The sequence below is a fragment of the Sodalis sp. RH15 genome (assembly GCF_047324255.1).
GTDB classification, from domain to species: domain Bacteria; phylum Pseudomonadota; class Gammaproteobacteria; order Enterobacterales; family Enterobacteriaceae; genus Acerihabitans; species Acerihabitans ligni.
Window position 1 is genome coordinate 6081996 of sequence record NZ_CP178738.1, and the last position, 19761, is coordinate 6101756.

Sequence of the window (19761 nt, forward strand, 5' to 3'; positions counted from 1 at the left end):
ATCATGCCATCCGGCGCAAATTTGCTCGACGGTCAGATGACGAAATTACGGCAGGCATTGCAATTTGCGATGGATTGCCTCAAAGAGACAAATGATGGTTAACCGTAGGGTTATGATAAAATGTTACCTACTCAAGCTTTCAAGTGGACATTCGAGATGACGGAACTTGCCGGCAAACATATTGTACTTGGCATAAGCGGCGGCATCGCCGCCTACAAGAGCCCTGAACTGGTGCGCCGTTTACGTGACAGGGGCGCTGAGGTACGGGTTGTCATGACCCCCGCGGCAAAAGCGTTTATCACCCCGCTGACGCTCCAGGCGGTTTCCGGACATCCGGTAGCCGACGATTTGCTGGATCCCGCCGCCGAAGCCGCAATGGGGCATATCGAACTGGGCAAATGGGCCGATCTGGTCCTGCTGGCCCCTGCCAGCGCCGATGTGCTGGCCCGTATGGCGGCGGGCATGGCCAATGACCTGGTGACCACGATATGCCTCGCCACCGCCGCGCGCATTGCCGTGGCCCCGGCCATGAACCAGCAGATGTACCGGGCGAGCGCTACCCAGGCCAACCTGCAGACCCTGGCCGCGCGCGGCGTACTATTATGGGGTCCGGATGACGGCAGCCAGGCCTGCGGCGACATCGGCCCGGGCCGGATGCTCAATCCCCTGGAGCTGGTGGAGAGGGCGCGCCGTCATTTTACCATCGACCGCAGCCTGGAACATCTCAACATCATGGTCACCGCCGGCCCCACCCGGGAGTCCCTTGATCCGGTGCGTTATATCAGCAATCAAAGCTCCGGCCGGATGGGATTCGCCATCGCCAAGGCGGCGGCGGACCGGGGCGCCCATGTCACGCTGGTGGCCGGCCCGGTGGATTTGCCCACCCCGGCCAACGTCTGGCGCGTCAACGTTACCAGCGCGCTGGAGATGCATGACGCGGTAATGAATGATATCGAACTGCAGCAGATTTTTATCGGCTGCGCCGCGGTGGCGGATTATCGCGCCATTCAAACCGCCAGCGAAAAAATAAAAACCCAGGGTGACGAAATCACCATAAAAATGATAAAAAACCCTGATATTGTGGCCGAGGTGGGGGCCATGACCAAAAATCGCCCGTATGTGGTCGGATTTGCCGCCGAAACACAGAATATGGAAGAATACGCCCGGCAAAAGCGCATAAAGAAAAATCTCGATTTGATTTGCGCCAATGACGTGTCCCGGCAAGACCAGGGATTTAACAGCGAGACCAACGCCTTGCATTTATTTTGGCAGGATGGGGATCGCCTTTTGCCGCTAAGCGATAAGACCTTGCTTGGTCAACAATTAATCGACGAGATTATCAGCCGTTATGAAGAAAAAAATCGACGTTAAGATCCTTGATCGCCGCATCGGCGAGCAATTTCCCCTGCCGGCCTACGCCACTGAAGGCTCCGCCGGCCTGGATTTGCGCGCCTGTCTCGATAGCGCCGTTGTCCTGGCGCCGGGAGAAACCACCCTGGTTCCCACCGGCCTGGCCGTTCATATTGCCGATCCGGCGCTGGCGGCGGTGATATTGCCCCGATCCGGGCTGGGACATAAGCACGGCATTGTACTGGGCAACCTGGTGGGACTCATCGATTCGGACTACCAGGGGCCGCTGATGGTCTCGGTGTGGAACCGCGGTCAGCAGGTCTTTACTATTGAACCGGGCGAACGCCTCGCGCAGATGGTCTTCGTACCCGTAGTGCAGGTGGATTTTAACGTGGTGGACGATTTTACCGCCAGCGAACGTGGCGAAGGCGGCTTTGGTCATTCCGGACGCCACTAGTCCTTAATGGAAGCGTTAATGTAGACGTTAACGGGCAAACCTTCCCCGGCATTGATAATTCATTTTTTTAACGCCGTAACACAGGGTGATGTTACGGCCGATGCCTGATGTTGATTCGATTTGATTTTATTACCCAGGGACCCGTTAGGTATGACAGAACAAAAAAACAAGAAGCGTAATCGACGCGAGGAAATTCTTCAGGCATTGGCGCAAATGCTTGAATCCAGCGACGGCAGTCAACGGATCACCACCGCTAAACTGGCCGCGGCGGTGGGGGTATCGGAAGCCGCGCTTTACCGCCACTTCCCCAGCAAAACCCGCATGTTCGACAGCCTGATAGAATTTATCGAAGACAGCTTGAGCAGCCGCATCAATCTCATTCTGCAGGATGAAAAGGAAACCTTTAATCGTCTTCGTCTGATTTTACTGCTGATCCTGGGCTTTGCCGAACGCAACCCCGGCCTGACGCGCATCATGACCGGCCATGCCCTGATGTTCGAACAGGACCGTCTGCAGGGCCGCATCAATCAGCTTTATGAACGCATAGAAGCCCAGCTGCGCCAAGTGTTGCGGGAGCGCAAGCTGCGCGAAGGCCAAGGATTCGAAAGCGATGAAACCCTGCTGGCCAGCCAGCTGCTGGCCTATTGCGAAGGACTGCTGGCGCGTTTTGTCCGCACCGAATTCAAATATTTGCCGACCCGGGACTTTGAAGCGCGCTGGCCGCTGCTGCTGGCTCAGTTGAAGTAAATGCCGCCGCCCGGGGCGGCAATGCTTCAGACACCGTATTGCCGCTGGTAAGCATGCACCGCCGCCAAGTGATCGGCCATCTCGTTTTTTTCTTCCAGATAATCGATAAGATCGTCCAAGGTAATGATAGCCAGCACCCGGCAGTGATAATCCCGCTCCACTTCCTGGATCGCTGAAATATCCCCCCGGCCTTTTTCCCGGCGGTCGAGAGAAATCAACACCCCGGCAAGGGTGGCCTGATGGGCGGTGATGATTTCCATGGACTCGCGAATGGCGGTGCCGGCGGTGATAACATCATCCACCAGCATGACTTTCCCCTGCAAAGGACTGCCCACCAGGCTGCCCCCCTCCCCATGTTCCTTGGCTTCCTTGCGATTGAAACAGTAGGGCACATCCCGCTCATAGTGCTCCGCCAGGGCTACTACCGTGGTGGTGGCGATGGGGATGCCCTTATAGGCCGGCCCGAACACCACATCGAAATCAATACCGGAATCCATCAGCGCGGCGGCGTAGAATCGGCCCAGCAGCGCCAGATCGCGGCCGGTATTAAACAAACCGGCATTGAAAAAGTAAGGGCTCTTGCGCCCTGACTTCAGCGTAAATTCGCCAAATTTAAGCACCTGTTTATTTAATGCGAACTCTATAAATTCACGCTGGTAGTCTTTCATATACACTCCTTCCAACCCGCAGGCGGCGCATCGGCGCCGCCCGGCAACATTAAACCGACAGCGCCGCTTTCTGCGCCTGAATCAGGGTTTCGATGCCCCCGCGCGCCAGCTCAAGCAAGCCGAGCAGTTCCTGTTGGCTGAACGGCTCTCCTTCGGCGGTGCCCTGGACTTCTATCATCCGGCCGTCTTCCAGCATCACCACGTTCATATCGGTTTCCGCGGTGGAGTCTTCCACATATTCCAAATCGCATACCCCGCGGCCCGCCACTATACCTACCGATATAGCCGCCACAAAACCCTTGAAGGGGCTCACCTTGAGCTGGCCTTCCTTCACCATGCCGTTAAGGGCATCCACCAGCGCCACGCAGGCGCCGGTGATGGACGCGGTGCGGGTGCCGCCATCGGCCTGCAGCACATCGCAATCAAGGGTAATGGTATATTCGCCGAGCTTGGTCAAATCCACCGCCGCACGCAGGGAACGGGCAATCAGACGCTGGATTTCCATAGTCCGGCCTCCCTGCTTGCCGCGAGAGGCTTCCCGCGCATTGCGGGTGTGGGTTGCCCGGGGCAACATGCCGTACTCCGCGGTAATCCAGCCTTGTCCCTGCCCCTTGAGAAAACGCGGTACGCCTTCTTCCACCGTGGCAGTGCAAAGCACCCGGGTATCACCGAATTCTATCAGCACCGAACCCTCGGCATGTTTGGTGAAATGGCGGGTAATGGTGACGGGGCGCACTTGCTGTACTTCTCTGCCTGCTGGACGCATTGTGTCTCTCCGGACGGGTTAATCATGTATTGGCTGCGCATTATACGGTCTTCGTCGCCTTATGCCTATCATGCTCGTCCATGCGACGCTATAATCCCCCCATCTTTTTTAATGGACGGGTATGTTTATGATCCGCAGTATGACCGCTTTCGCCCGACGTGAGATCAAGGGTAACTGGGGCAATGCCACCTGGGAGCTACGCTCTGTCAATCAACGCTATCTGGAAACCTATATCCGGTTGCCGGAGCAATTTCGCGGGCTGGAGCCGGCCATTCGTGAACGCACCCGCAATCGCCTGACCCGCGGCAAGATTGAATGCAATTTGCGCTTTGAGGCCAATCCCCATATGCAAAGCGCGTTGATCTTAAACGAGGCATTGGCGAAACAGCTGGTGGAAGCCGCTCAATGGGTCAAGATGCAAAGCGACGAGGGTGAAATCGACCCGGTGGAAATCTTGCGCTGGCCCGGCGTGATGGCGGCGGAAGAGCAGGATCTGGACGCCATCAGCGCGGAACTGCTGGCGGCCCTGGACCAGACCCTGGATGATTTTATCCTGGTACGGGAAACCGAAGGCGCGGCAATGAAGCTGATGATCGAGCAGCGCCTGGCGAACGTCAGCGCCGAAGTCGCCAAGGTGCGCCAGCAAATGCCGGATATCCTGGTGTGGCAGCGGGAACGCCTGCTGGCCAAAATGGAAGACGCCAAGGTCCAGTTGGAGAACAACCGCCTTGAGCAGGAACTGGTGCTGCTGGCCCAGCGCATCGATGTCGCCGAGGAGCTGGATCGCCTGGAGGCCCACGTAAAAGAAACCTACAACATCCTCAATAAGAAAGAAGCCGTCGGCCGCCGCCTGGATTTCATGATGCAGGAGTTCAACCGGGAATCGAACACGCTGGGGTCGAAGTCCATCAATGCCAGCGTAACGACCTCGGCCATTGAGCTGAAGGTGCTGATTGAGCAGATGCGGGAGCAGATACAGAATATCGAATAAGGCCAAGCCGTTGCTGCGACAACTTCGCTTTCAGTCTGGCTTCCTTTAAACGAAATGGCAGAATGATAAGCCCGGCGCAGTGGATAGCTCTGCTGTGTTTTTCATGCCGATGAATGAAAAGAGAACAAACGATGTGTACACTTAATATGTACAACTTAGGAGAAACGATATGCTGACCTATACCTCGACTCAAGCCAGAGCTAATATCTCCGTAGTGCTGGATGTCGCTGTCAACGGCGAACCGGTTGAAATCACTCGTCGGGATGGCAGCGTTGCCGTGGTGATCAGCAAAGCGGAATTCGAGGCTTATCAGAATGCCTAACGGGATGCTGAGTTTGATATCATCATGCAACGGCACGGCCACACAATAGCGGCACTGACCGATCGATGAACTGGGTAGCTAACAAGATTGTGATCTTAGCTTAAACCAATCCCTGCAACGCAGATTCATGTTAAATGATTTAATTGAAAAACAAAAGAACCACCCAAGGCCGCTGCGTACTTATTCAGCGTTGAGAAATTCGGCGATACCAAACCATTTTCAATTCGGCTGATATTCTGCTTTTTTATCCCGGTCTTTAAGGCGATATCTTGCTGTGTAAGGTGCATAGCTTTGCGGGCTGTCTTGAGCTGAGCGGCGAGCGCTTTTCTGACTTGGATGTCGTTATAAGCTTCCTGTACATCCGGGTTTTTCAAGGCAATGGCTTTAACTTCAGCAAATGGGACGAGATCGAAGTCTTCATTTGTCATTTTTAAGCATCCTCTTCAACATATTCATGCGTTCTTTTGCCAGTTCCAATGCCGCTTTTGGTGTTTTTTGACTCTTCTTTTGTAGGATATGCACGACATAAATTTGCCGGTCAGCCTCAAAAAAGAAAAAGCCCCTGGCGATACCCTCTTGCGCGTTCGCACGCAGTTCTTTCAAGCCGTTGCCTATATCTCTAACTTTTGGTTCTTTTAAAGAGACTCCTGCCTCACCTAATTCTTCCATCAAATCAAGCATCGCCGCATACAGGCCGGCAGGCAGCTTGACTAACTCTTTTTGCGCCGCCCGGATAAGGCTAATGGTGAACATGAGTACATCCTTGTAATCAATTATGATTACTTTAGCATTCTCCTCTAAAGTAATCAAATATGAATTTTAAGTTACAATTCACTGATAATAAAGTAATTATTAACAGTTGTAGTTGCTTGTAATTTTGTAATAAAGAGTGGTTTCACGTATAGGGTATGGTTAGTGTTTCTCCGTTTTCAACGTTCCTCAAAACCTCCCAAGATATTTAACATCCATTTGTACGTAGTGCCGACTAATTTGATAAGGAATCAATTTACCGAATTTACGACGATTTGGCCTATTCTAGGCAAATCAAAGTGTGAAAGCGCGACTACAATGCCGAGAATATCCGGGATATCCGGCTATTAAAACAATGATTGTCCCACTCGGAGACCTAATCAAGGAGCTCGAACAGAATCCATCCTTGAGCTCCTCGGTATTTTACCGACTGCAAAGCATCAACATTGAAAATGATTAATACGCATATGCTCGGCCAGCAAGGCCCTGGCTTAATGCAGCACCTTGCTTTCAGGAATATCATCAATCCTGCTATTCACAATCAATTCCATGGCTTCGATGCCCCATTCCGTCAGCTGTGGCGGTTCGGTAAGGAAATCAGGGTCAACCAAATCACGTAAAAATTCACAGGCGTATTCCGGGCCATGTTCCAAACCATATTTAATTATATGATCGGCTTCAACTTGCCAAGCGATCTTGATTTCAAGCGCATCCAACGCCAATGGCTGGCCCATCCCTTTGGATAAGCAGAAATTTTGGTAAGCCAGTGCGGCAACGCGACGATACAGGGCAATACGAAGTTCGGTGGTGAGAATGGCGGTATTCATAATACAATCTCCATGGAGTAACATTAAGATTGCGCTGGCGCGCGTTCGCCATGGAGCTCATCGGGCTGCAAATCCCGGCTGCCGGCTCTTCGGCAGCAAGAGAATCATATTAAATTACGAATAATAAGAGAAGCGTTCTCAGTATAAAAATGGTTTTGTTGAACAAATATTTATTGTATAAACAAATTACTCGTTAAATTAACACTTCATGAATCTTATAAATAATTTTTATTATTGTTAGGGCCGATATCTAGTACTGAATTCATACTGAAGTAACTGGAATCCCGTCGGCAGGTTCTCTACAGCTCATACAGCAGCTGTACTTTCTCATCTGTTCACACCTTCTTTTTGTTCATGAGTCATGAACGTGTTAATTCAATGAACAAACGAACCTTTATAAAAAAGCCCAAAAAAATCTTTTACATTTGGCTTCCTTGCCTTTTGAATGAGCAAGCAAATAGGAAAAAGAGACGAGACAATTGACATAGTTCGCTACCGAACTATGCGCCTCGATGGAACCGATAGCCACGCCTCTTTCCCATCCCTGGTCGGGGGTGTTGAACGGAACCCTGGCGCGAAGCCTGGGCTTCCGGCCCGAAGTGCCAACGACATGGCAAGGTGAACCACCATAGAGAGGATCGATAAATGGCTGTTAACCAGGAAAACGTTTCAAAACCTTATACTGTAGAACGAGTGCAATCCGGTTTTCGTATTGAAAAACGTCTTCTAAAAGTACTTAAGGGTCTGGCTGAATATCACGATATAAGCTTGGGAAATCTTGTCGAAGGTATCGTACTACATGCCTTTGAAGGTAAGTGCGCATTCGGTGACCAAAGCCTTGCTCGTATAGGCGAGCTAAAGAAAATCTATGGCCTTGATTTGACTGCTGATGTATCCCACCAATTGGTGGAAATTGAAAAATAATCTGGCTGAAACGTCAAATTATAGTGCCATTCTTATATTGTGGACCAATGGCGATACACAAGTATCGCCTGGTTTAATATTAAAAGAATATGTAAAATGCATAATAAAAAAAGACGTCAGAATAAAAATTTTATTTTTTCTAGATTAAATATTTCTACTTCTAGGCCCAGGCTAATATTTGTTTTATATTCGAAATTTTGTATTTTCTTATACAAAAAGAAACTGCGTCGCAAAGCACGTATCGAACTGCTCAGAATGAATGATCGACAATTGCGTGACATTGGTTTAACTCGGGATGATCTACCCCGATAGCAATCCCGATTACCATCCCGCAATTTGTCCCCGCCATAGAATCTACCAAGCAACGGACGCTCGTCGCGTCGCAACCAAGGCGTGTGGCGGCAACTCGATTTTTTGCCGGGAAGATACGTGGCGGGGGTGAGGCCAATGCCATGCCATGAGCCACGCCGATTTGGCAATGGTTGGACCCGGACTTGTAAAAACCGGCAATACCGTGCTCATATTGACTTTTCACGGATTTAAGCTATTCCTTAAGAGGTGAGTAAAATAATTTTAACCCCCCCGCAAATTTTCTATAAAAAATAAGGTCAGGCAATGAAATACATTATCTCCATACTGGCTGTAACCGTTCTGTTTTCTGCCTCTACATTTGCGGCAAAGCAGACTACCCGTGAAGAGTCCGCTAATTACACCAAAATAGGCGATGTGTCTCTTACGCAGACGGGCACCCCTTCCATCGGTCATAAAAAACTGGCAAAAGAAGCAAATAAAAAATGTTGGGCATCGGGCAACGTAAAAGCACGTGATTGCTTCTATCTTATTGTCGATAGATCAGGTCACGAGTCGGATCATAAAACCGTTAATGCCGAAGTCTTCAAAAAATAAAGTATTAAAGCCTCGTATTTAATATTTTAAATCGTAAGCATGTGTATCTGATTAAATCTGATCTTAACGTTATATGTTTTTACAGGTGTCTGTCTGGTTAAATCTGGCTTAAATTTTCTAGGCCAGATGCGCCTGCAGTTTAGTAATGTTTCATCTACGACCGGGCACGGCATAATTTTAGCAGATGCTTCCGTTCATTCACTTTCAGTACCTTCGACAGTCAGTAAATTTGCCCAATCGTACTGCTGCTATCAAAACAATCGACTGCCGGTGCTTGCCGGTTCCAAACGACCCACACCTTGATAAAAATTCCTCTTGTACATGATGCAAGCTAATGTATTAAATATGAAACGCTACGGTGCCTTTGCCGCAACCGCCGCTCCGCTCAATGTTGAAGCGTTTTACAAACGACGATCCCGCATTGATACCAAGACAGCGCTTTTCGGAGAAAAAAATGGCTTTAGCTTATCCAATCTACCTATGTGATAACCGATCCGCCAACCTGCGCGCACTTATCTCCATTGTTACGGGAGAGCCATTCTGAAGGCGGAAATCTCCGTTGCGGAAGCACGTCGCGTCGCGCTTACGGCCCAGGGCTTTAACGGGCTGCATCGCCTGGAGGCTGTCGGCGCGGCTCAGCTGCGCAAGGGCGTTGAAAAGCTCGGTCTGCTTCAGATCGACAGCGTGAATATTCTAGTGCGCGCGCACTATATGCCGCTCTACTCACGCCTGGGCTCTTACGAACCGGCGCTCCTCGACGCGCTGTCGGCAGCCAGACCCAAGCGCTTCTTCGAATATTGGGGACATGAGGCGTCCATGCTGCCCATTGACTGTCAACCACTGCTGCGCTGGCGTATGAACCGCGCGCTTCGCGGCCAGGGCGTGTGGCGGCAACTCGAGCCCTTTGCCGGGGAGAAGCGGGGCGAGGCCGATGCCCTGCTTGCCCGCATTGAGGCAGAGGGTCCGCTGGCCGCATCCGATATAGCGGGCAGCCGAGCCGCAAAGGGCATGTGGGTATGGAGCGCCGCCAAGCATGCGCTGGAATGGCTGTTCTGGGCCGGGCTGGTTGCCTCAACCCACCGCAGGGGCAGCTTTGAGCGGGTCTACGATCTGCCCGAGCGGGTGTTGCCACGGGCTATCCTGCAACTCCCCACGCCAAGCGGCGTTGATGCCCGGCGGGCGCTTATCGAACGCTCCGGGCGCGCCTTGGGCATCGCGACGGTGGATGACCTGCGTGACTACTATCGCATCCCCGCGCCGGACGCAAGGTTGCCCATCGAACAGTTGGTGGAAGAGGGAACCCTCATCCCGGTGCGGGTGCGTGGCTGGCAGCAGCAGGCCTATTTACACAAAGAGGCCCGCGCCGGTCGCAAGCTTGAGGGCGCGGCACTTCTGTCGCCCTTCGACCCGCTTATATGGCACCGTCCGCGCACCGAGAGGGTATTCGGATTCCGCTATCGTCTTGAAATCTACACGCCCGCCCATAAGCGCGAGCACGGTTATTACGTACTGCCTTTCCTGCTGGATGGCGCGCTCGTCGCCCGCGTGGACCTGAAGGCGGAACGCAAAACCGGCACACTGCTTGTCCTGCGGGCACATCTCGAGCCCGGTGCGCCGCAGTGTACGGTGGAACGACTTATGGGAGAACTTCGCCTGATGGCGTCCTGGCTAGGACTGTCGAACCTGACCATTTTGCCGGCAGCGGCTGTCCATCCTCTATGTTGCGAGCAAGTCTGTTTTGGCAATATTAGAAACAGTTAAGGAACCATTTAGTCTCAGGATGGCACTCTACAGCCTCATTCTTTTGCTGTGTGCCATGGATGGGCAAGTGAGATCGGTCGGGCTGTCAGGTCCGACCTTTTTTTCAACCCGCCGGGTCTGTTTGCGATGTCATGCCCTTTCGAGTGACGAGCAGAAGTTGCGCGTGTAGATAACGCCATAAACCGACTGCATAGCCAACATTTCAAGGGATATCAGTTAATGGCCGTCAATACCAAATACGAAACATAGTGATGTTCGTTATGTTCCATTAGCTGTAACAATCTCGGATGGACAAAAAGCTGTTCTTTCCCAACCGCCATCTTGTTCGTTCATGTACGGATTTTTCATTTTTCAGGTAGCCATCGCCAGACCACCAGCGCCAGCAGGAGATGAACCAGCGCTGAAACCAGCATCAGCATCGCCAAAGGCGAGACGAGAAGCGAAAATACCAGGCCGGTCAGGGCGATACCCATCAGCGACCCCAGCTGACGCAGCGTGGTGTGTACCGCAGAGGCGGAAGCCACCATCGCTAAAGGCGCTCGGTGCAAGACGGTGGATGTCATCGGCGGCACGACAAAGGCGGCGCCTCCGGCCAAGAGTGCCATAGCGATAATCACCAAGGGGGTGATGTGATCTGCTAAAAACAGCATGCCAAGATAGCCGCAGGCGCTTAGCGCTAATCCAGTGATCATCTGGTTTTTGCCCCCCCAATGCGCCATCAACCGACCGGAGAGTATATTGCCGGCCATCAGGCAAAGCGCCAACGGCAGCAGCGCCATACCCGTACGCAAAGGGGACAGGTGCAAATGGTGCTGCAATTCCAGGCTCATGGCATAGATGCCGCCGAAGTAACATACGTTAATCATCATGCCGGTGAGATTGGCGATGGTAAACCCGGCATCCTGAAACAGGGACTGCGGGACCAGCGGCGAAACGGCGCGTCGTTCCACCATGATAAAGCCTGCCGCGCCCGCCAGGGAAATCCCTGCGGCAAGTTGGATCAAGCTGCTGGCCCATCCCAGCGCAGGCAGTTCTATCAGCAGATAACTCAACGCGGTCAGCGTCGTTATACCGAGCACTTGTCCCGCCATATCAAAATCCCGCTCGCGGCCGCCGTGAACTCGGGGCAACAGACGAAACGCCGCCAGCAGGCCGCACAGACCGATGGGAATATTGATCAAAAAAACGCTGCGCCAGCCGAAAAAATTGACCAGAAAACCCCCCAATATTGGTCCCGCCGCGGCGGCAAGGGAAACGACGGCGCCAAACAGGCCAATATTCCGTTGCCGGAGCGCATTGTCTGGCCAGATAAGAGGCATAAGCGCAAAGGATGCGGGAATAAATAACGCCGCGCCCATGCCCTGGATCAGCCTCAGCATAATCAATTGGCCGATTGAATGGGCCAGACCACACCCCAATGACGCGCCGATAAACAGCAGCAGGCCAAGCATCCATATACGACGGGCGCCGTGGCGATCGGCCAGCGCACCGGCGGACAGCATCAGGCCGGTCAGCGTCAGGTTGTAAGCGTCCACTGCCCAGGTAATGCCCGCTACCGTCGTTCGCAGCTCAGACTGTATGCTGGCGATAGCGATATTAATCACATTAACATCCAGAATCGCCATAAACATGCCGGCGCAGAGCACCAGCAAAACGGCAAATTGCCTCCTTTGGGCGGGAGTTTCGCCGCCGTTAGCTATAACTCTCGCTTCGGTCATGGTTTATTCCTTCTGTTTCCTTGTCTGCCATGAGTGTAAAGAGGAATCAGCGGGCTTAAAATGCAGCAAGAATAAGGTCAGGTGCGGCAAAAATGCAGCGGAGGAGAAATGAACTGGGATAATACGCGTTATTTATTGGCTATCGCCCGCACAGGCAGCCTGCGTGCGGCGGCGGCCAGCCTCGGCGTCGATCAGGCCACCGTTGCCCGTCGCCTGCGCACGCTGGAGCAGGAATTAAACATCGGCCTGTTTACCCGCCATCCCGAGGGTTATAGCCTGACGGCCGCCGGTAGGTTATTGGTGCCGGAAGCGGAAAAGATGGAAGCCGCCGCGGCGGCAATGGGGCGCAAAACCATCGGTTTGGACACAACCTTAGCCGGCACGGTGCATATTGCCTCAACGGAAACGCTGGCGCGCTGTTTTTTACTGCCGGCACTGCGGGAATTGCGCCAGTCGTCTCCCGGTATTACCGTAACGCTCTCCACCGCACCCGCGCTGTTGGATATTAAACGCGGCGAAGCCGACCTGGCGGTGCGCAGCGCGCGTCCGACGGACGGCAGCTTGATTATCCGCCGGCTGGCCACCGTACGGATGGGGTTGTACGCCTCGGCGGAGTATGTTTCCAGGCACGGCCTGCCGGTAGCCGGTAGCGCCTTTGCGGGACATGAGCTGGTCATGTTTCCCCGTGACGTGCTGCCCCAGTATTGGCAGGAATTGTGTGGCGAACCCTTGACCAACGGCAATATCGTTATGGAAACCGCCTCGCAATTGCTGATGATTGAAGCGGTCAGGCAAGGAATGGGGATCAGTATGATGGCGCAAGAAATAGTGGAAAGATGCTGCCCCGAACTGGTCAACGTGATGCCGTCCCGCAGCGACTCCGCCGATATCTGGCTGGTGGTCAATCCTGATGTCTGGTCTGCGGGGCGCGTCCGTGTGGTAATAGAGGCGATTAAGGACGCTTTTGGCTCGCGGTAAGTGAACGTGAATGAGATTGTATAATGGCAAGGCAAGTATAAAGGGTTCCCTAGCGGCTCCCGACGTTGTCGAATCCGCCATGCCCGCGTCAGAATTTGCCGCGTCTCGTTTGACATCGGTTCCCGGCTTGGATTTGAATTATTCCACCATGATCACCATACCTTTACCCGCCCATATTAAAAGGTAGGCTTGGAATTAGGTTTAAGACTGATGGCGGGTATGGAACACCAAGATACTAATACAGGAAAAGGCTAAGCGTATAAGGGGTAAAACGGCCGGCCATAAAAAACGGGCTGATTAAGATAAATCTAATCAGCCGCTGGAATGCCGTACCAGGCTTGGTCTATAAGTCATTATTTCTTGGTGCTGCCTTTTCCTTTTGACTTATCGCCCTTTTTATCATCACTTTTGTCCTTACCGGATGCCTTTGCTTTTTCCGCCGGCTTCTCTTTTGCAGGCGCCTTTTCCTTTGTTGGAGCAAACGTTCTCTTACCTTCTTGATATATAGTCATTTTAACTCCAATATAATACGTAAAAGTTAGGGTAAGGTATAAATTAAAATGCTTTTAGCATATAATCAACACTATGCATTTTATTCGCACTTACTTAAATAAGTTTAGTCATAGAGTGAGCTTATACAAATTTATTTTGCGATCTATTTAACACTATGCAGCATTGACGGATTTATTTTCTCGATTAACGTCACAGGTTTCCGTGCCTGACATTTTCTGGGCGAGTTTGCCGTCAATGACTTCGTCAATATAGGAAATAGGTAATGGTTCATTGCTAACCCGTGGGGAAACGGGTTTGGCAAAGGCCTGAACTTAGGTACCAGGTGCTGAAAGATTTTCCGACAAAGGCCATTGCCACGCTAAATCGCGATAATGACATCGGCTTACAAATCAGCGGGAACGGTATATTGCGTTCAGGAAAATTCCATTGCAGCATGGAGACTCGGCATTACGCTGGCGACGCTATTGCCACCGGGTCTTAGAGCCGTGCCCTTTCCCCTAAAAGAGCATTTCGATATGAATGGCGCAGAATCAGTAAGCAAGACGGTGAGCCTTGATTTCCAGAGTCACCTTGCGGAGCTTGAGGCACAGGGCCTGCTTGTTCGCATCGATCGTCCCATCAATAAAGATACCGAACTGCATCCTTTGGTCCGTTGCCAGTTTATCGGCGGGATCGCCGAGGACGATCGCCGGGCTTTTCTTTTTACCAATGTCGTCGATTCCGCCGGCCGCCGCTACGATATGCCTGTGGCGGTAGGCGCCTTTGCCGCGTCGCCGCGTATTTATGGACTGGGCATTGGCCGGACTCTGGAAGATATCGGCGCCGACTGGCTAAATGCCATCAAAAATCCCATCACGCCGGTTACGGTCACTGCGCCGCCTTGCCAGGAAATCATCATCACGGGTGACGAGCTCAAGCGTCCCGGCGGCGGGCTGGCAGCGCTGCCGGTACCGGTTTCAACGCCGGGCTTCGACGCCGCGCCGTATCTCACCGCAACCCTGTGCATTACCGCCGATCCTGATAGCGGGGTGCGCAATATCGGCACCTATCGGGCCGCTTTGAAAAGCACCAATCGGTTGGGGGTGCGGATGTCGTCACGCATCGGCGGCGCCGGCGGCTATCTACACTGGTGCAAATACCGCGATCGGGGAGAACGGATGCCCTGCGCCATTGTTATCGGCGCCGCTCCGGTGGTGATGTATACCGGCCCGGAAAAGCTGGCTATTGATCAGGATGAACTGTCGGTGGCCGGCGCCCTGGCCGGTACGGCAATAAGGACCGCACGGGGTGTGACGGTGGACCTTGAAGTCCCCGCCGACGCTGAGATTGTCATTGAAGGGCTAATCGATACCAGCCTGCTTGAACCGGAAGGACCGTTTGGCGAGAGCAACGGCTATGTCGCCCTGGAGGATTTCAATATGTCCATGGAAGTGACCGCCATCACGCACCGGCGGGCGCCCGTTTTTGCCTCTATGATAAGCCAGGTGTCCCCCAGCGAATCCAGCGTTATCAAAAAGCTGGCCCTGGAACCTCTGTTCCTGAACCACCTGCGCGAGCATCTGTCCCTGAAAAGCGCTTTGCGGGTGGTGATGCATGAGCCGCTGAGCAATCTGCGGCCGATCATCTTTGTCCAATTTGCCAATAACACGCCAAAAAGCGAAATCTGGCGGGGCCTGCAGGGCACAGCCGCCCGGCAGGCCGACAGCGGCAAAATGGTTATCGCCGTGAGCGAGGATATCGAACCGGAACATACGGACGCGGTAATGTGGTCTCTGGCCTATCGCTGTAATCCCATTGAAGACGTGCATATCGAGCCCTACCGTTCCGGCGGGCATTCGCCCAAATCGGGACCGGCCCACGCCGATTCCACCCTGCTTATCGATGCGACGCTTAAATATCCCATGGCGCCCCTCGCGCTGCCGGGGCGGGAATATATGGAACGGGCGCAGACGCTGTGGCGGGAACTCGGTCTGCCCGCCCTCACCCCGCGTTCACCCTGGTATGGGTATTCCATGGGAGACTGGAATGATATCTGGCAAGATTTCGCCCGCAATGCCGTCGCGGGAGAGTGGTCGAAAAACGGCGAGAATACCTGGCAACGGAGGCGTGGCGGACTGACGCCGGAAACACCGGCGCGTTTGGTGGAGACCGAAAAGAAGCCCAATAAATAGATTCAGCCTTTAACCCGTGCATCAACCGGCGCACGGGGGATACTTGCAGACATCGACAACCGGCACAGAAGAGCGGGTTAAGACTTCCGCTGCTTCAAAGCTATATTTCTCAGCTATTGGCTAACGACATAGTAAACGCCCACCGTGATCAGGATAACAGCGTTCTACCGGCTGACGGTCAGGATTGATTACCGCCATAGTCCCTCGCCCGTTATGCGTGCTGAACTGGAAATCATTGGTATTGATGTTGATATTGCCAATAGTATCGCGACGGTCGCCGGAGACGGTAATACTGAAAGAGCCGATATGCTGTAATTCGGCACTGGAGATATCGCCGGTAAAACGGTGTATTCCGTTAAATACCGAGGTGCTTGTTACCAGGACCGACAACGGCGGGCCAAAAGGATAAGCCTGGAGAATAAATTTACTGCCGGAATGAAGTTGGCCCAGTACGTTATCATTTATCGTCATGGGGTATTCGTTGGGATGCTGCGGCAGAACCCGTAAATAGCGAAATATAAATGACTCGGTTTTTACCGCCACCGCGGCGCCCTGACTGTCTTGGATAGCGGCGGGGGTTAACAGGGCTGCGTGGGTCTCCTCGTAACCCATCGCCATCGACGCGGTAATCAGCAACAAATAAGACATGCTAAAGAGTCTTTTCATGATGTTCACCTTACGGTTAGCGAAATGCGGCCACGATGGGAGAATTGGTATTCATCATTCTCACGGCATCCACTGAATCGATTGCTCCCATGGGAATACCCATCTGCGCGGTATAGCGTTGGGGAGTAGAGTAGAAAGGAATGGCATTACCGGCCATAATGGTGCGCGTAATCTGATCGCCTCGCGCCCATAGAGGCGTCGGCCGCTCATCACCGTGGTGAATGCCCATATTATGGCCGAATTCATGGCGCGTACCGGTCGTCGCGCAATCGACCGTCTCTGCGGCTACCATGGTTGAGGCGTTGGGTACGGTATTCACATAGGCTAACCCGCAATCCAGCGGGAGACCGATAGTGATATAGTTCACCGCGTCGGCGCTTACCGCATTACGCAATCCCTGAACTTCAGGGTTTACTACCAATTGCGGTAAAATACTGCTAAGCGAGGTCCAGCCCTCCGGCTGGGCCAACTCGTTTAACCCCACCAGCCGTACGCGGAAATTGGCGCCAGAGTTTTCCAGCCCATCATTAATGAGGCCAAATGCCTCAATATTCCTGGCCTCAATGGCCGCCTGTCCGAGACTACTCCTGGCTAAATCGCTATAGATCATCAACAAATCAACAGTGATGGTTTCCTTTTGCCATAGGCCGTTTTCCCCAACCCTAAACGAGACGACTTCTCCCGGCAGTGCCGAATAGGCGAGGCCGGAAAAGAGAACAGAGGTCGCTTGAGCCGCGTTGTTATTGATGATGACCCGGGCGCCCGGCAATTGGCCTTCGCGCAGGGTTATCTGTGGACGAAAATTGCCGGGACTCAATTCTATGCGGGTGCGCGGTGCCCGTAAGGTAGGGACCACTCCGCTTGGCAAATTTAATGCCGTATAAACGCGAATGGGGCTGGAAATCAGCTGCCAGCGCCTACCGGCCGGATTTTCCGTAATATAAAAAAAATGATACTCATTACCATTGGCTAATTCCATGGGACCGGAATAATGAGTATTGGCATTACTGATCGTTGCCGCAGAGGTGGCGGTTGATCGAATAATAATTTCATCGCGGTTATTGGCGGTTTGCGGTAACTGGATAGAAGAAATAAAATGCTGATTACTAAAGTTCACTTCAGTCAAAGGCACAATAGGCGGCGGCATTTGAGCAATGTCGGCATTGGTATCCAGCCTTTGCACCGGCGGCTGGGTTATTACCCAGCGTTGCAAATCCGTTCGGTATTGCAGACCGTAATTATCCGACACACGGATATTGGTCGTGCTGGCAAAGAGCAAATAGTCAGGTAAAAGCCGGGAACTGTTGGTTGCCCTTGAGCTTATTAATAATAAATTCTGCGGCGTGGCCTGCGATGGCAATCTTATTTCCGCCGCCCAGTTGCCATCATAGATCTCATAAATAGTAATACGCGCAGTGAGATTAGGAATATTTGGCCCCACCGAATTCGGTGACATCGATGTTACCTGGGCACCGGAAGGAATCCAACGCTGCTGGCCGGCATCAAAAGTGAACGTAAAAGTATCGCCATCAATTATTTCCATTTCCGGTCCGAGACCAACAGGCCGGGCATCGAGAAAAGAATTATACGAGGCGTGAGAAATAAGAGTAACCGAGCTATTGGCATTCGGCTGTAACGGCAAAGCGATATTCCTAACCCAATTGCCATTGGCCGTCGTAAAATTGATATGGCTGTATCCCGAGGGGAGCTGCCCGCTACCGCCGTTGGTATTGGGCGTAAGGTCAATACTGAAGGAGGCAGCGCTATAGAATGCAATTAATATGGTTAACATGAAAAACAGTTTTTTGAGATAAATGGTATTCATCTTTCACCTCTGACGTGGCCGCACTCATTATATAATTGATTGGGATAGGTGTTATTTAACTCGTGACGCTGAACGCGAGTATAAAAAAATCTACTCGGCGCAATGGATTTTCGTTACTCAAACACTCTATTTTGTTTTAAAAAAATCTTTATCAGCCAGCCAATTTATTGATAATGAATTACATTTTGTGGGCAATTATCATGAACTCGCTGATGAAATAAATTTATTCCATGCTTTTATCAAAAATTTATGATGCAGCCCAGGATCATTAAAACGCAGACGTCTTATTTTCAATATACTGGCCTTCAACTTATTTATAGTGTGCGCTATCACATCTTGCTTTTTTTGCCGATGCATAACGTGATAGATACAAAAATTATTAATAATAAGATATGCGCTTGGATGTTATCTAACAAACCCGCCTTCTTGACGCGCAATCAGCTGATCCTGCGCTTTATCGCTTGGCTGTCCGCCTTATGCACCAGGGGCGATACACGTTCAAAGTGCGAATAGCCGATAATGGTATAAAGGATATCGGTAATCATCAGTTGGGAGAGTCGGCCGGTCATGGAATCACTGGAAAAAACCGTGGTTTTCGCCGAGTAGGTCAATGTCAGGTCGGCAATTCTTGCCAGGGGTGAAAAGGGATCGTGGGTCATGGCCATCGTCCTGGCTCCGGCCTGTGCGGCGCTGCTGATGGCCGCCACCACCGGTTCGCTTCTGCCGGTATGGCTGATACCCATGGCGAGATCGCCGCTCTTTAACCCCGCCGATGAAATCATCATCAGATCGTTATCGGAATAACATGCCACCGGCAACCCCAGCTTGAGGAATTTATGGCGTATATCGATGCAGACCGTGGCGCTTCCTCCGATACCGTAAATATCAATCCTGCCGGCCTGGGCAATAGACTGCGCCGCCGCCAGCAACGCGTCGATATTCAACATTTTTTGGGTATCGGTCATGGACTGAGTGGTGGCCGCCACCAGCTTATCCCGTATCACCCCGACCTCGTCGCTGACGTTTAACGCCTCCCCCGACGCCGGCGGCGGAATCAACACCAGGTCCTTGGCAAGCCACACGCGTAGCTGTGAAAAGCCGCTGTAACCGCTGTTTTGCGCCAGCCGGGTCACCGTAGCGACGCTGACCTCAGCCGCCGCGGCCAATTCCGAAATAGTGCAATGAATGGCGCTGTCGGCGTGGGATAGGATGTAATCCGCCAGTTTTCTCTCGGTGGGCGTCAATGAGGAACGGACAGTTTCCAAACGAAGACGAACTTTTTCCAAAGGCACCAGAATGTCACTCATAAAGGACCGCTCGTGTTGTGCTCATGTTATTGAGACAGGGTTAGGAAGACTCGCGCAACCTTGTAGAAGTCAGTATAGAAAAGGATAAGTGAAATTAATGCGATCGGTTTATTA

At 52.4% G+C, this 19761-nt stretch carries 21 protein-coding genes and 1 pseudogene; 12 read left to right on the plus strand and 10 right to left on the minus strand.

What is annotated here, in order from left to right; all coding sequences use genetic code 11:
• The first annotated feature begins 156 nt into the window (after positions 1-156).
• From coaBC to slmA, 3 genes are all read left to right on the plus strand, one after another.
• Positions 157-1371: a bifunctional phosphopantothenoylcysteine decarboxylase/phosphopantothenate--cysteine ligase CoaBC gene (gene coaBC / locus ACL2XO_RS27480; protein WP_413726078.1), complete on the plus strand. Its 1215-nt coding sequence runs from the start codon at positions 157-159 to the stop codon at positions 1369-1371.
• Entirely contained in the window at positions 1349-1807 is a 459-nt protein-coding gene (gene dut / locus ACL2XO_RS27485; RefSeq protein ID WP_132924251.1) for a dUTP diphosphatase, read from the plus strand. The genes coaBC and dut overlap by 23 nt, the downstream gene beginning before the upstream one ends.
• Positions 1808-1957: 150 nt before the next feature.
• Positions 1958-2554 (plus strand): nucleoid occlusion factor SlmA, encoded by a 597-nt coding sequence (gene slmA / locus ACL2XO_RS27490; protein WP_132924249.1) that lies wholly within the window; start codon positions 1958-1960, stop codon positions 2552-2554.
• 26 nt (positions 2555-2580) lie between these two features.
• On the opposite strand, the gene pyrE is transcribed toward slmA, so the two are convergent.
• Together pyrE and rph are read right to left on the minus strand one after the other, a co-directional pair.
• Complete coding sequence (gene pyrE, locus ACL2XO_RS27495) at positions 2581-3222, minus strand: orotate phosphoribosyltransferase (protein WP_132924247.1); 642 nt, start codon at positions 3220-3222, stop codon at positions 2581-2583.
• A 49-nt stretch (positions 3223-3271) separates the two neighbouring features.
• Entirely contained in the window at positions 3272-3988 is a 717-nt protein-coding gene (gene rph, locus ACL2XO_RS27500) for a ribonuclease PH (RefSeq protein ID WP_132924245.1), read from the minus strand.
• Between the two features lie 127 nt (positions 3989-4115).
• Here rph and ACL2XO_RS27505 point away from each other — a divergent pair, with 127 nt between their 5' ends.
• Positions 4116-4979: a YicC/YloC family endoribonuclease gene (locus tag ACL2XO_RS27505; RefSeq protein WP_132924243.1), complete on the plus strand. Its 864-nt coding sequence runs from the start codon at positions 4116-4118 to the stop codon at positions 4977-4979.
• Between the two features lie 169 nt (positions 4980-5148).
• Positions 5149-5370: pseudogene (locus ACL2XO_RS27510) on the plus strand (type II toxin-antitoxin system Phd/YefM family antitoxin).
• A 56-nt stretch (positions 5371-5426) separates the two neighbouring features.
• Here ACL2XO_RS27510 and ACL2XO_RS27515 read toward each other — a convergent pair.
• From ACL2XO_RS27515 to ACL2XO_RS27525, 3 genes are all read right to left on the minus strand, one after another.
• Positions 5427-5729 (minus strand): helix-turn-helix domain-containing protein, encoded by a 303-nt coding sequence (locus ACL2XO_RS27515; RefSeq protein WP_132924238.1) that lies wholly within the window; start codon positions 5727-5729, stop codon positions 5427-5429.
• A complete protein-coding gene (locus tag ACL2XO_RS27520) occupies positions 5719-6054 on the minus strand; it encodes a type II toxin-antitoxin system RelE/ParE family toxin (protein ID WP_413741977.1) in 336 nt (111 codons plus the stop codon). The genes ACL2XO_RS27515 and ACL2XO_RS27520 overlap by 11 nt, the downstream gene beginning before the upstream one ends.
• A gap of 488 nt (positions 6055-6542) precedes the next feature.
• Positions 6543-6878 carry a DUF5375 family protein gene (locus tag ACL2XO_RS27525; protein ID WP_413741978.1) on the minus strand — a complete coding sequence of 112 codons (336 nt, stop codon included), beginning with the start codon at positions 6876-6878 and terminating at the stop codon, positions 6543-6545.
• Between the two features lie 645 nt (positions 6879-7523).
• On the opposite strand from ACL2XO_RS27525, the gene ACL2XO_RS27530 reads away from it, so the two are divergent.
• The 5 genes from ACL2XO_RS27530 (at position 7524) to ACL2XO_RS27550 (ending at position 10469) form a co-directional block, all read left to right on the plus strand.
• Positions 7524-7802, plus strand: coding sequence for a hypothetical protein (locus ACL2XO_RS27530; protein WP_413741979.1), 279 nt, complete (start codon positions 7524-7526; stop codon positions 7800-7802).
• Positions 7803-7898: 96 nt separating this feature from the next.
• Positions 7899-8114 (plus strand): DUF1127 domain-containing protein, encoded by a 216-nt coding sequence (locus ACL2XO_RS27535; RefSeq protein WP_413726084.1) that lies wholly within the window; start codon positions 7899-7901, stop codon positions 8112-8114.
• 303 nt (positions 8115-8417) lie between these two features.
• On the plus strand, positions 8418-8708 hold the full coding sequence (locus tag ACL2XO_RS27540) for a hypothetical protein (RefSeq protein ID WP_413741980.1): 291 nt from the start codon (positions 8418-8420) through the stop codon (positions 8706-8708).
• A 345-nt stretch (positions 8709-9053) separates the two neighbouring features.
• Complete coding sequence (locus ACL2XO_RS27545; RefSeq protein ID WP_413726086.1) at positions 9054-9194, plus strand: hypothetical protein; 141 nt, start codon at positions 9054-9056, stop codon at positions 9192-9194.
• Positions 9195-9260: 66 nt separating this feature from the next.
• Positions 9261-10469: a winged helix-turn-helix domain-containing protein gene (locus ACL2XO_RS27550; protein ID WP_413743013.1), complete on the plus strand. Its 1209-nt coding sequence runs from the start codon at positions 9261-9263 to the stop codon at positions 10467-10469.
• Between the two features lie 344 nt (positions 10470-10813).
• Here ACL2XO_RS27550 and ACL2XO_RS27555 read toward each other — a convergent pair whose 3' ends face one another.
• Positions 10814-12187, minus strand: coding sequence for an MFS transporter (locus ACL2XO_RS27555; RefSeq protein ID WP_413741981.1), 1374 nt, complete (start codon positions 12185-12187; stop codon positions 10814-10816).
• 108 nt (positions 12188-12295) lie between these two features.
• On the opposite strand from ACL2XO_RS27555, the gene ACL2XO_RS27560 reads away from it, so the two are divergent.
• Entirely contained in the window at positions 12296-13165 is an 870-nt protein-coding gene (locus tag ACL2XO_RS27560) for a LysR family transcriptional regulator (protein WP_203524303.1), read from the plus strand.
• 353 nt (positions 13166-13518) lie between these two features.
• Here ACL2XO_RS27560 and ACL2XO_RS27565 read toward each other — a convergent pair whose 3' ends face one another.
• Entirely contained in the window at positions 13519-13677 is a 159-nt protein-coding gene (locus ACL2XO_RS27565) for a hypothetical protein (RefSeq protein WP_165934199.1), read from the minus strand.
• A gap of 516 nt (positions 13678-14193) precedes the next feature.
• Here ACL2XO_RS27565 and ACL2XO_RS27570 point away from each other — a divergent pair.
• On the plus strand, positions 14194-15849 hold the full coding sequence (locus tag ACL2XO_RS27570; RefSeq protein WP_413741982.1) for a UbiD family decarboxylase: 1656 nt from the start codon (positions 14194-14196) through the stop codon (positions 15847-15849).
• A gap of 120 nt (positions 15850-15969) precedes the next feature.
• On the opposite strand, the gene ACL2XO_RS27575 is transcribed toward ACL2XO_RS27570, so the two are convergent.
• The 3 genes from ACL2XO_RS27575 to ACL2XO_RS27585 all read right to left on the minus strand — a co-directional run bounded on the left by ACL2XO_RS27575 (position 15970) and on the right by ACL2XO_RS27585 (position 19647).
• Positions 15970-16515 (minus strand): hypothetical protein, encoded by a 546-nt coding sequence (locus tag ACL2XO_RS27575; RefSeq protein ID WP_413741983.1) that lies wholly within the window; start codon positions 16513-16515, stop codon positions 15970-15972.
• Positions 16516-16531: 16 nt separating this feature from the next.
• On the minus strand, positions 16532-18340 hold the full coding sequence (locus ACL2XO_RS27580) for a hypothetical protein (RefSeq protein ID WP_413741984.1): 1809 nt from the start codon (positions 18338-18340) through the stop codon (positions 16532-16534).
• A gap of 437 nt (positions 18341-18777) precedes the next feature.
• Complete coding sequence (locus ACL2XO_RS27585) at positions 18778-19647, minus strand: MurR/RpiR family transcriptional regulator (RefSeq protein WP_413726092.1); 870 nt, start codon at positions 19645-19647, stop codon at positions 18778-18780.
• Positions 19648-19761: the final 114 nt, after the last annotated feature.

Bases quoted from the DNA above. Each gene is read 5' to 3' on its own strand.
- ACL2XO_RS27530 (WP_413741979.1), top strand. From the start codon at position 7,524: ATGGCTGTTAACCAGGAAAACGTTTCAAAACCTTATACTGTAGAACGA.
- slmA (WP_132924249.1), top strand. From the start codon at position 1,958: ATGACAGAACAAAAAAACAAGAAGCGTAATCGACGCGAGGAAATTCTT.
- pyrE (WP_132924247.1), bottom strand. From the start codon at position 3,222: ATGAAAGACTACCAGCGTGAATTTATAGAGTTCGCATTAAATAAACAG.
- ACL2XO_RS27505 (WP_132924243.1), top strand. From the start codon at position 4,116: ATGATCCGCAGTATGACCGCTTTCGCCCGACGTGAGATCAAGGGTAAC.
- rph (WP_132924245.1), bottom strand. From the start codon at position 3,988: ATGCGTCCAGCAGGCAGAGAAGTACAGCAAGTGCGCCCCGTCACCATT.
- ACL2XO_RS27525 (WP_413741978.1), bottom strand. From the start codon at position 6,878: ATGAATACCGCCATTCTCACCACCGAACTTCGTATTGCCCTGTATCGT.
- ACL2XO_RS27540 (WP_413741980.1), top strand. From the start codon at position 8,418: ATGAAATACATTATCTCCATACTGGCTGTAACCGTTCTGTTTTCTGCC.
- ACL2XO_RS27515 (WP_132924238.1), bottom strand. From the start codon at position 5,729: ATGACAAATGAAGACTTCGATCTCGTCCCATTTGCTGAAGTTAAAGCC.
- ACL2XO_RS27545 (WP_413726086.1), top strand. From the start codon at position 9,054: ATGAAACGCTACGGTGCCTTTGCCGCAACCGCCGCTCCGCTCAATGTT.
- ACL2XO_RS27570 (WP_413741982.1), top strand. From the start codon at position 14,194: ATGAATGGCGCAGAATCAGTAAGCAAGACGGTGAGCCTTGATTTCCAG.
- ACL2XO_RS27555 (WP_413741981.1), bottom strand. From the start codon at position 12,187: ATGACCGAAGCGAGAGTTATAGCTAACGGCGGCGAAACTCCCGCCCAA.
- ACL2XO_RS27535 (WP_413726084.1), top strand. From the start codon at position 7,899: ATGCATAATAAAAAAAGACGTCAGAATAAAAATTTTATTTTTTCTAGA.
- ACL2XO_RS27575 (WP_413741983.1), bottom strand. From the start codon at position 16,515: ATGAAAAGACTCTTTAGCATGTCTTATTTGTTGCTGATTACCGCGTCG.
- ACL2XO_RS27560 (WP_203524303.1), top strand. From the start codon at position 12,296: ATGAACTGGGATAATACGCGTTATTTATTGGCTATCGCCCGCACAGGC.
- coaBC (WP_413726078.1), top strand. From the start codon at position 157: ATGACGGAACTTGCCGGCAAACATATTGTACTTGGCATAAGCGGCGGC.
- ACL2XO_RS27585 (WP_413726092.1), bottom strand. From the start codon at position 19,647: ATGAGTGACATTCTGGTGCCTTTGGAAAAAGTTCGTCTTCGTTTGGAA.
- ACL2XO_RS27520 (WP_413741977.1), bottom strand. From the start codon at position 6,054: ATGTTCACCATTAGCCTTATCCGGGCGGCGCAAAAAGAGTTAGTCAAG.
- ACL2XO_RS27580 (WP_413741984.1), bottom strand. From the start codon at position 18,340: ATGAATACCATTTATCTCAAAAAACTGTTTTTCATGTTAACCATATTA.
- ACL2XO_RS27565 (WP_165934199.1), bottom strand. From the start codon at position 13,677: ATGACTATATATCAAGAAGGTAAGAGAACGTTTGCTCCAACAAAGGAA.
- dut (WP_132924251.1), top strand. From the start codon at position 1,349: ATGAAGAAAAAAATCGACGTTAAGATCCTTGATCGCCGCATCGGCGAG.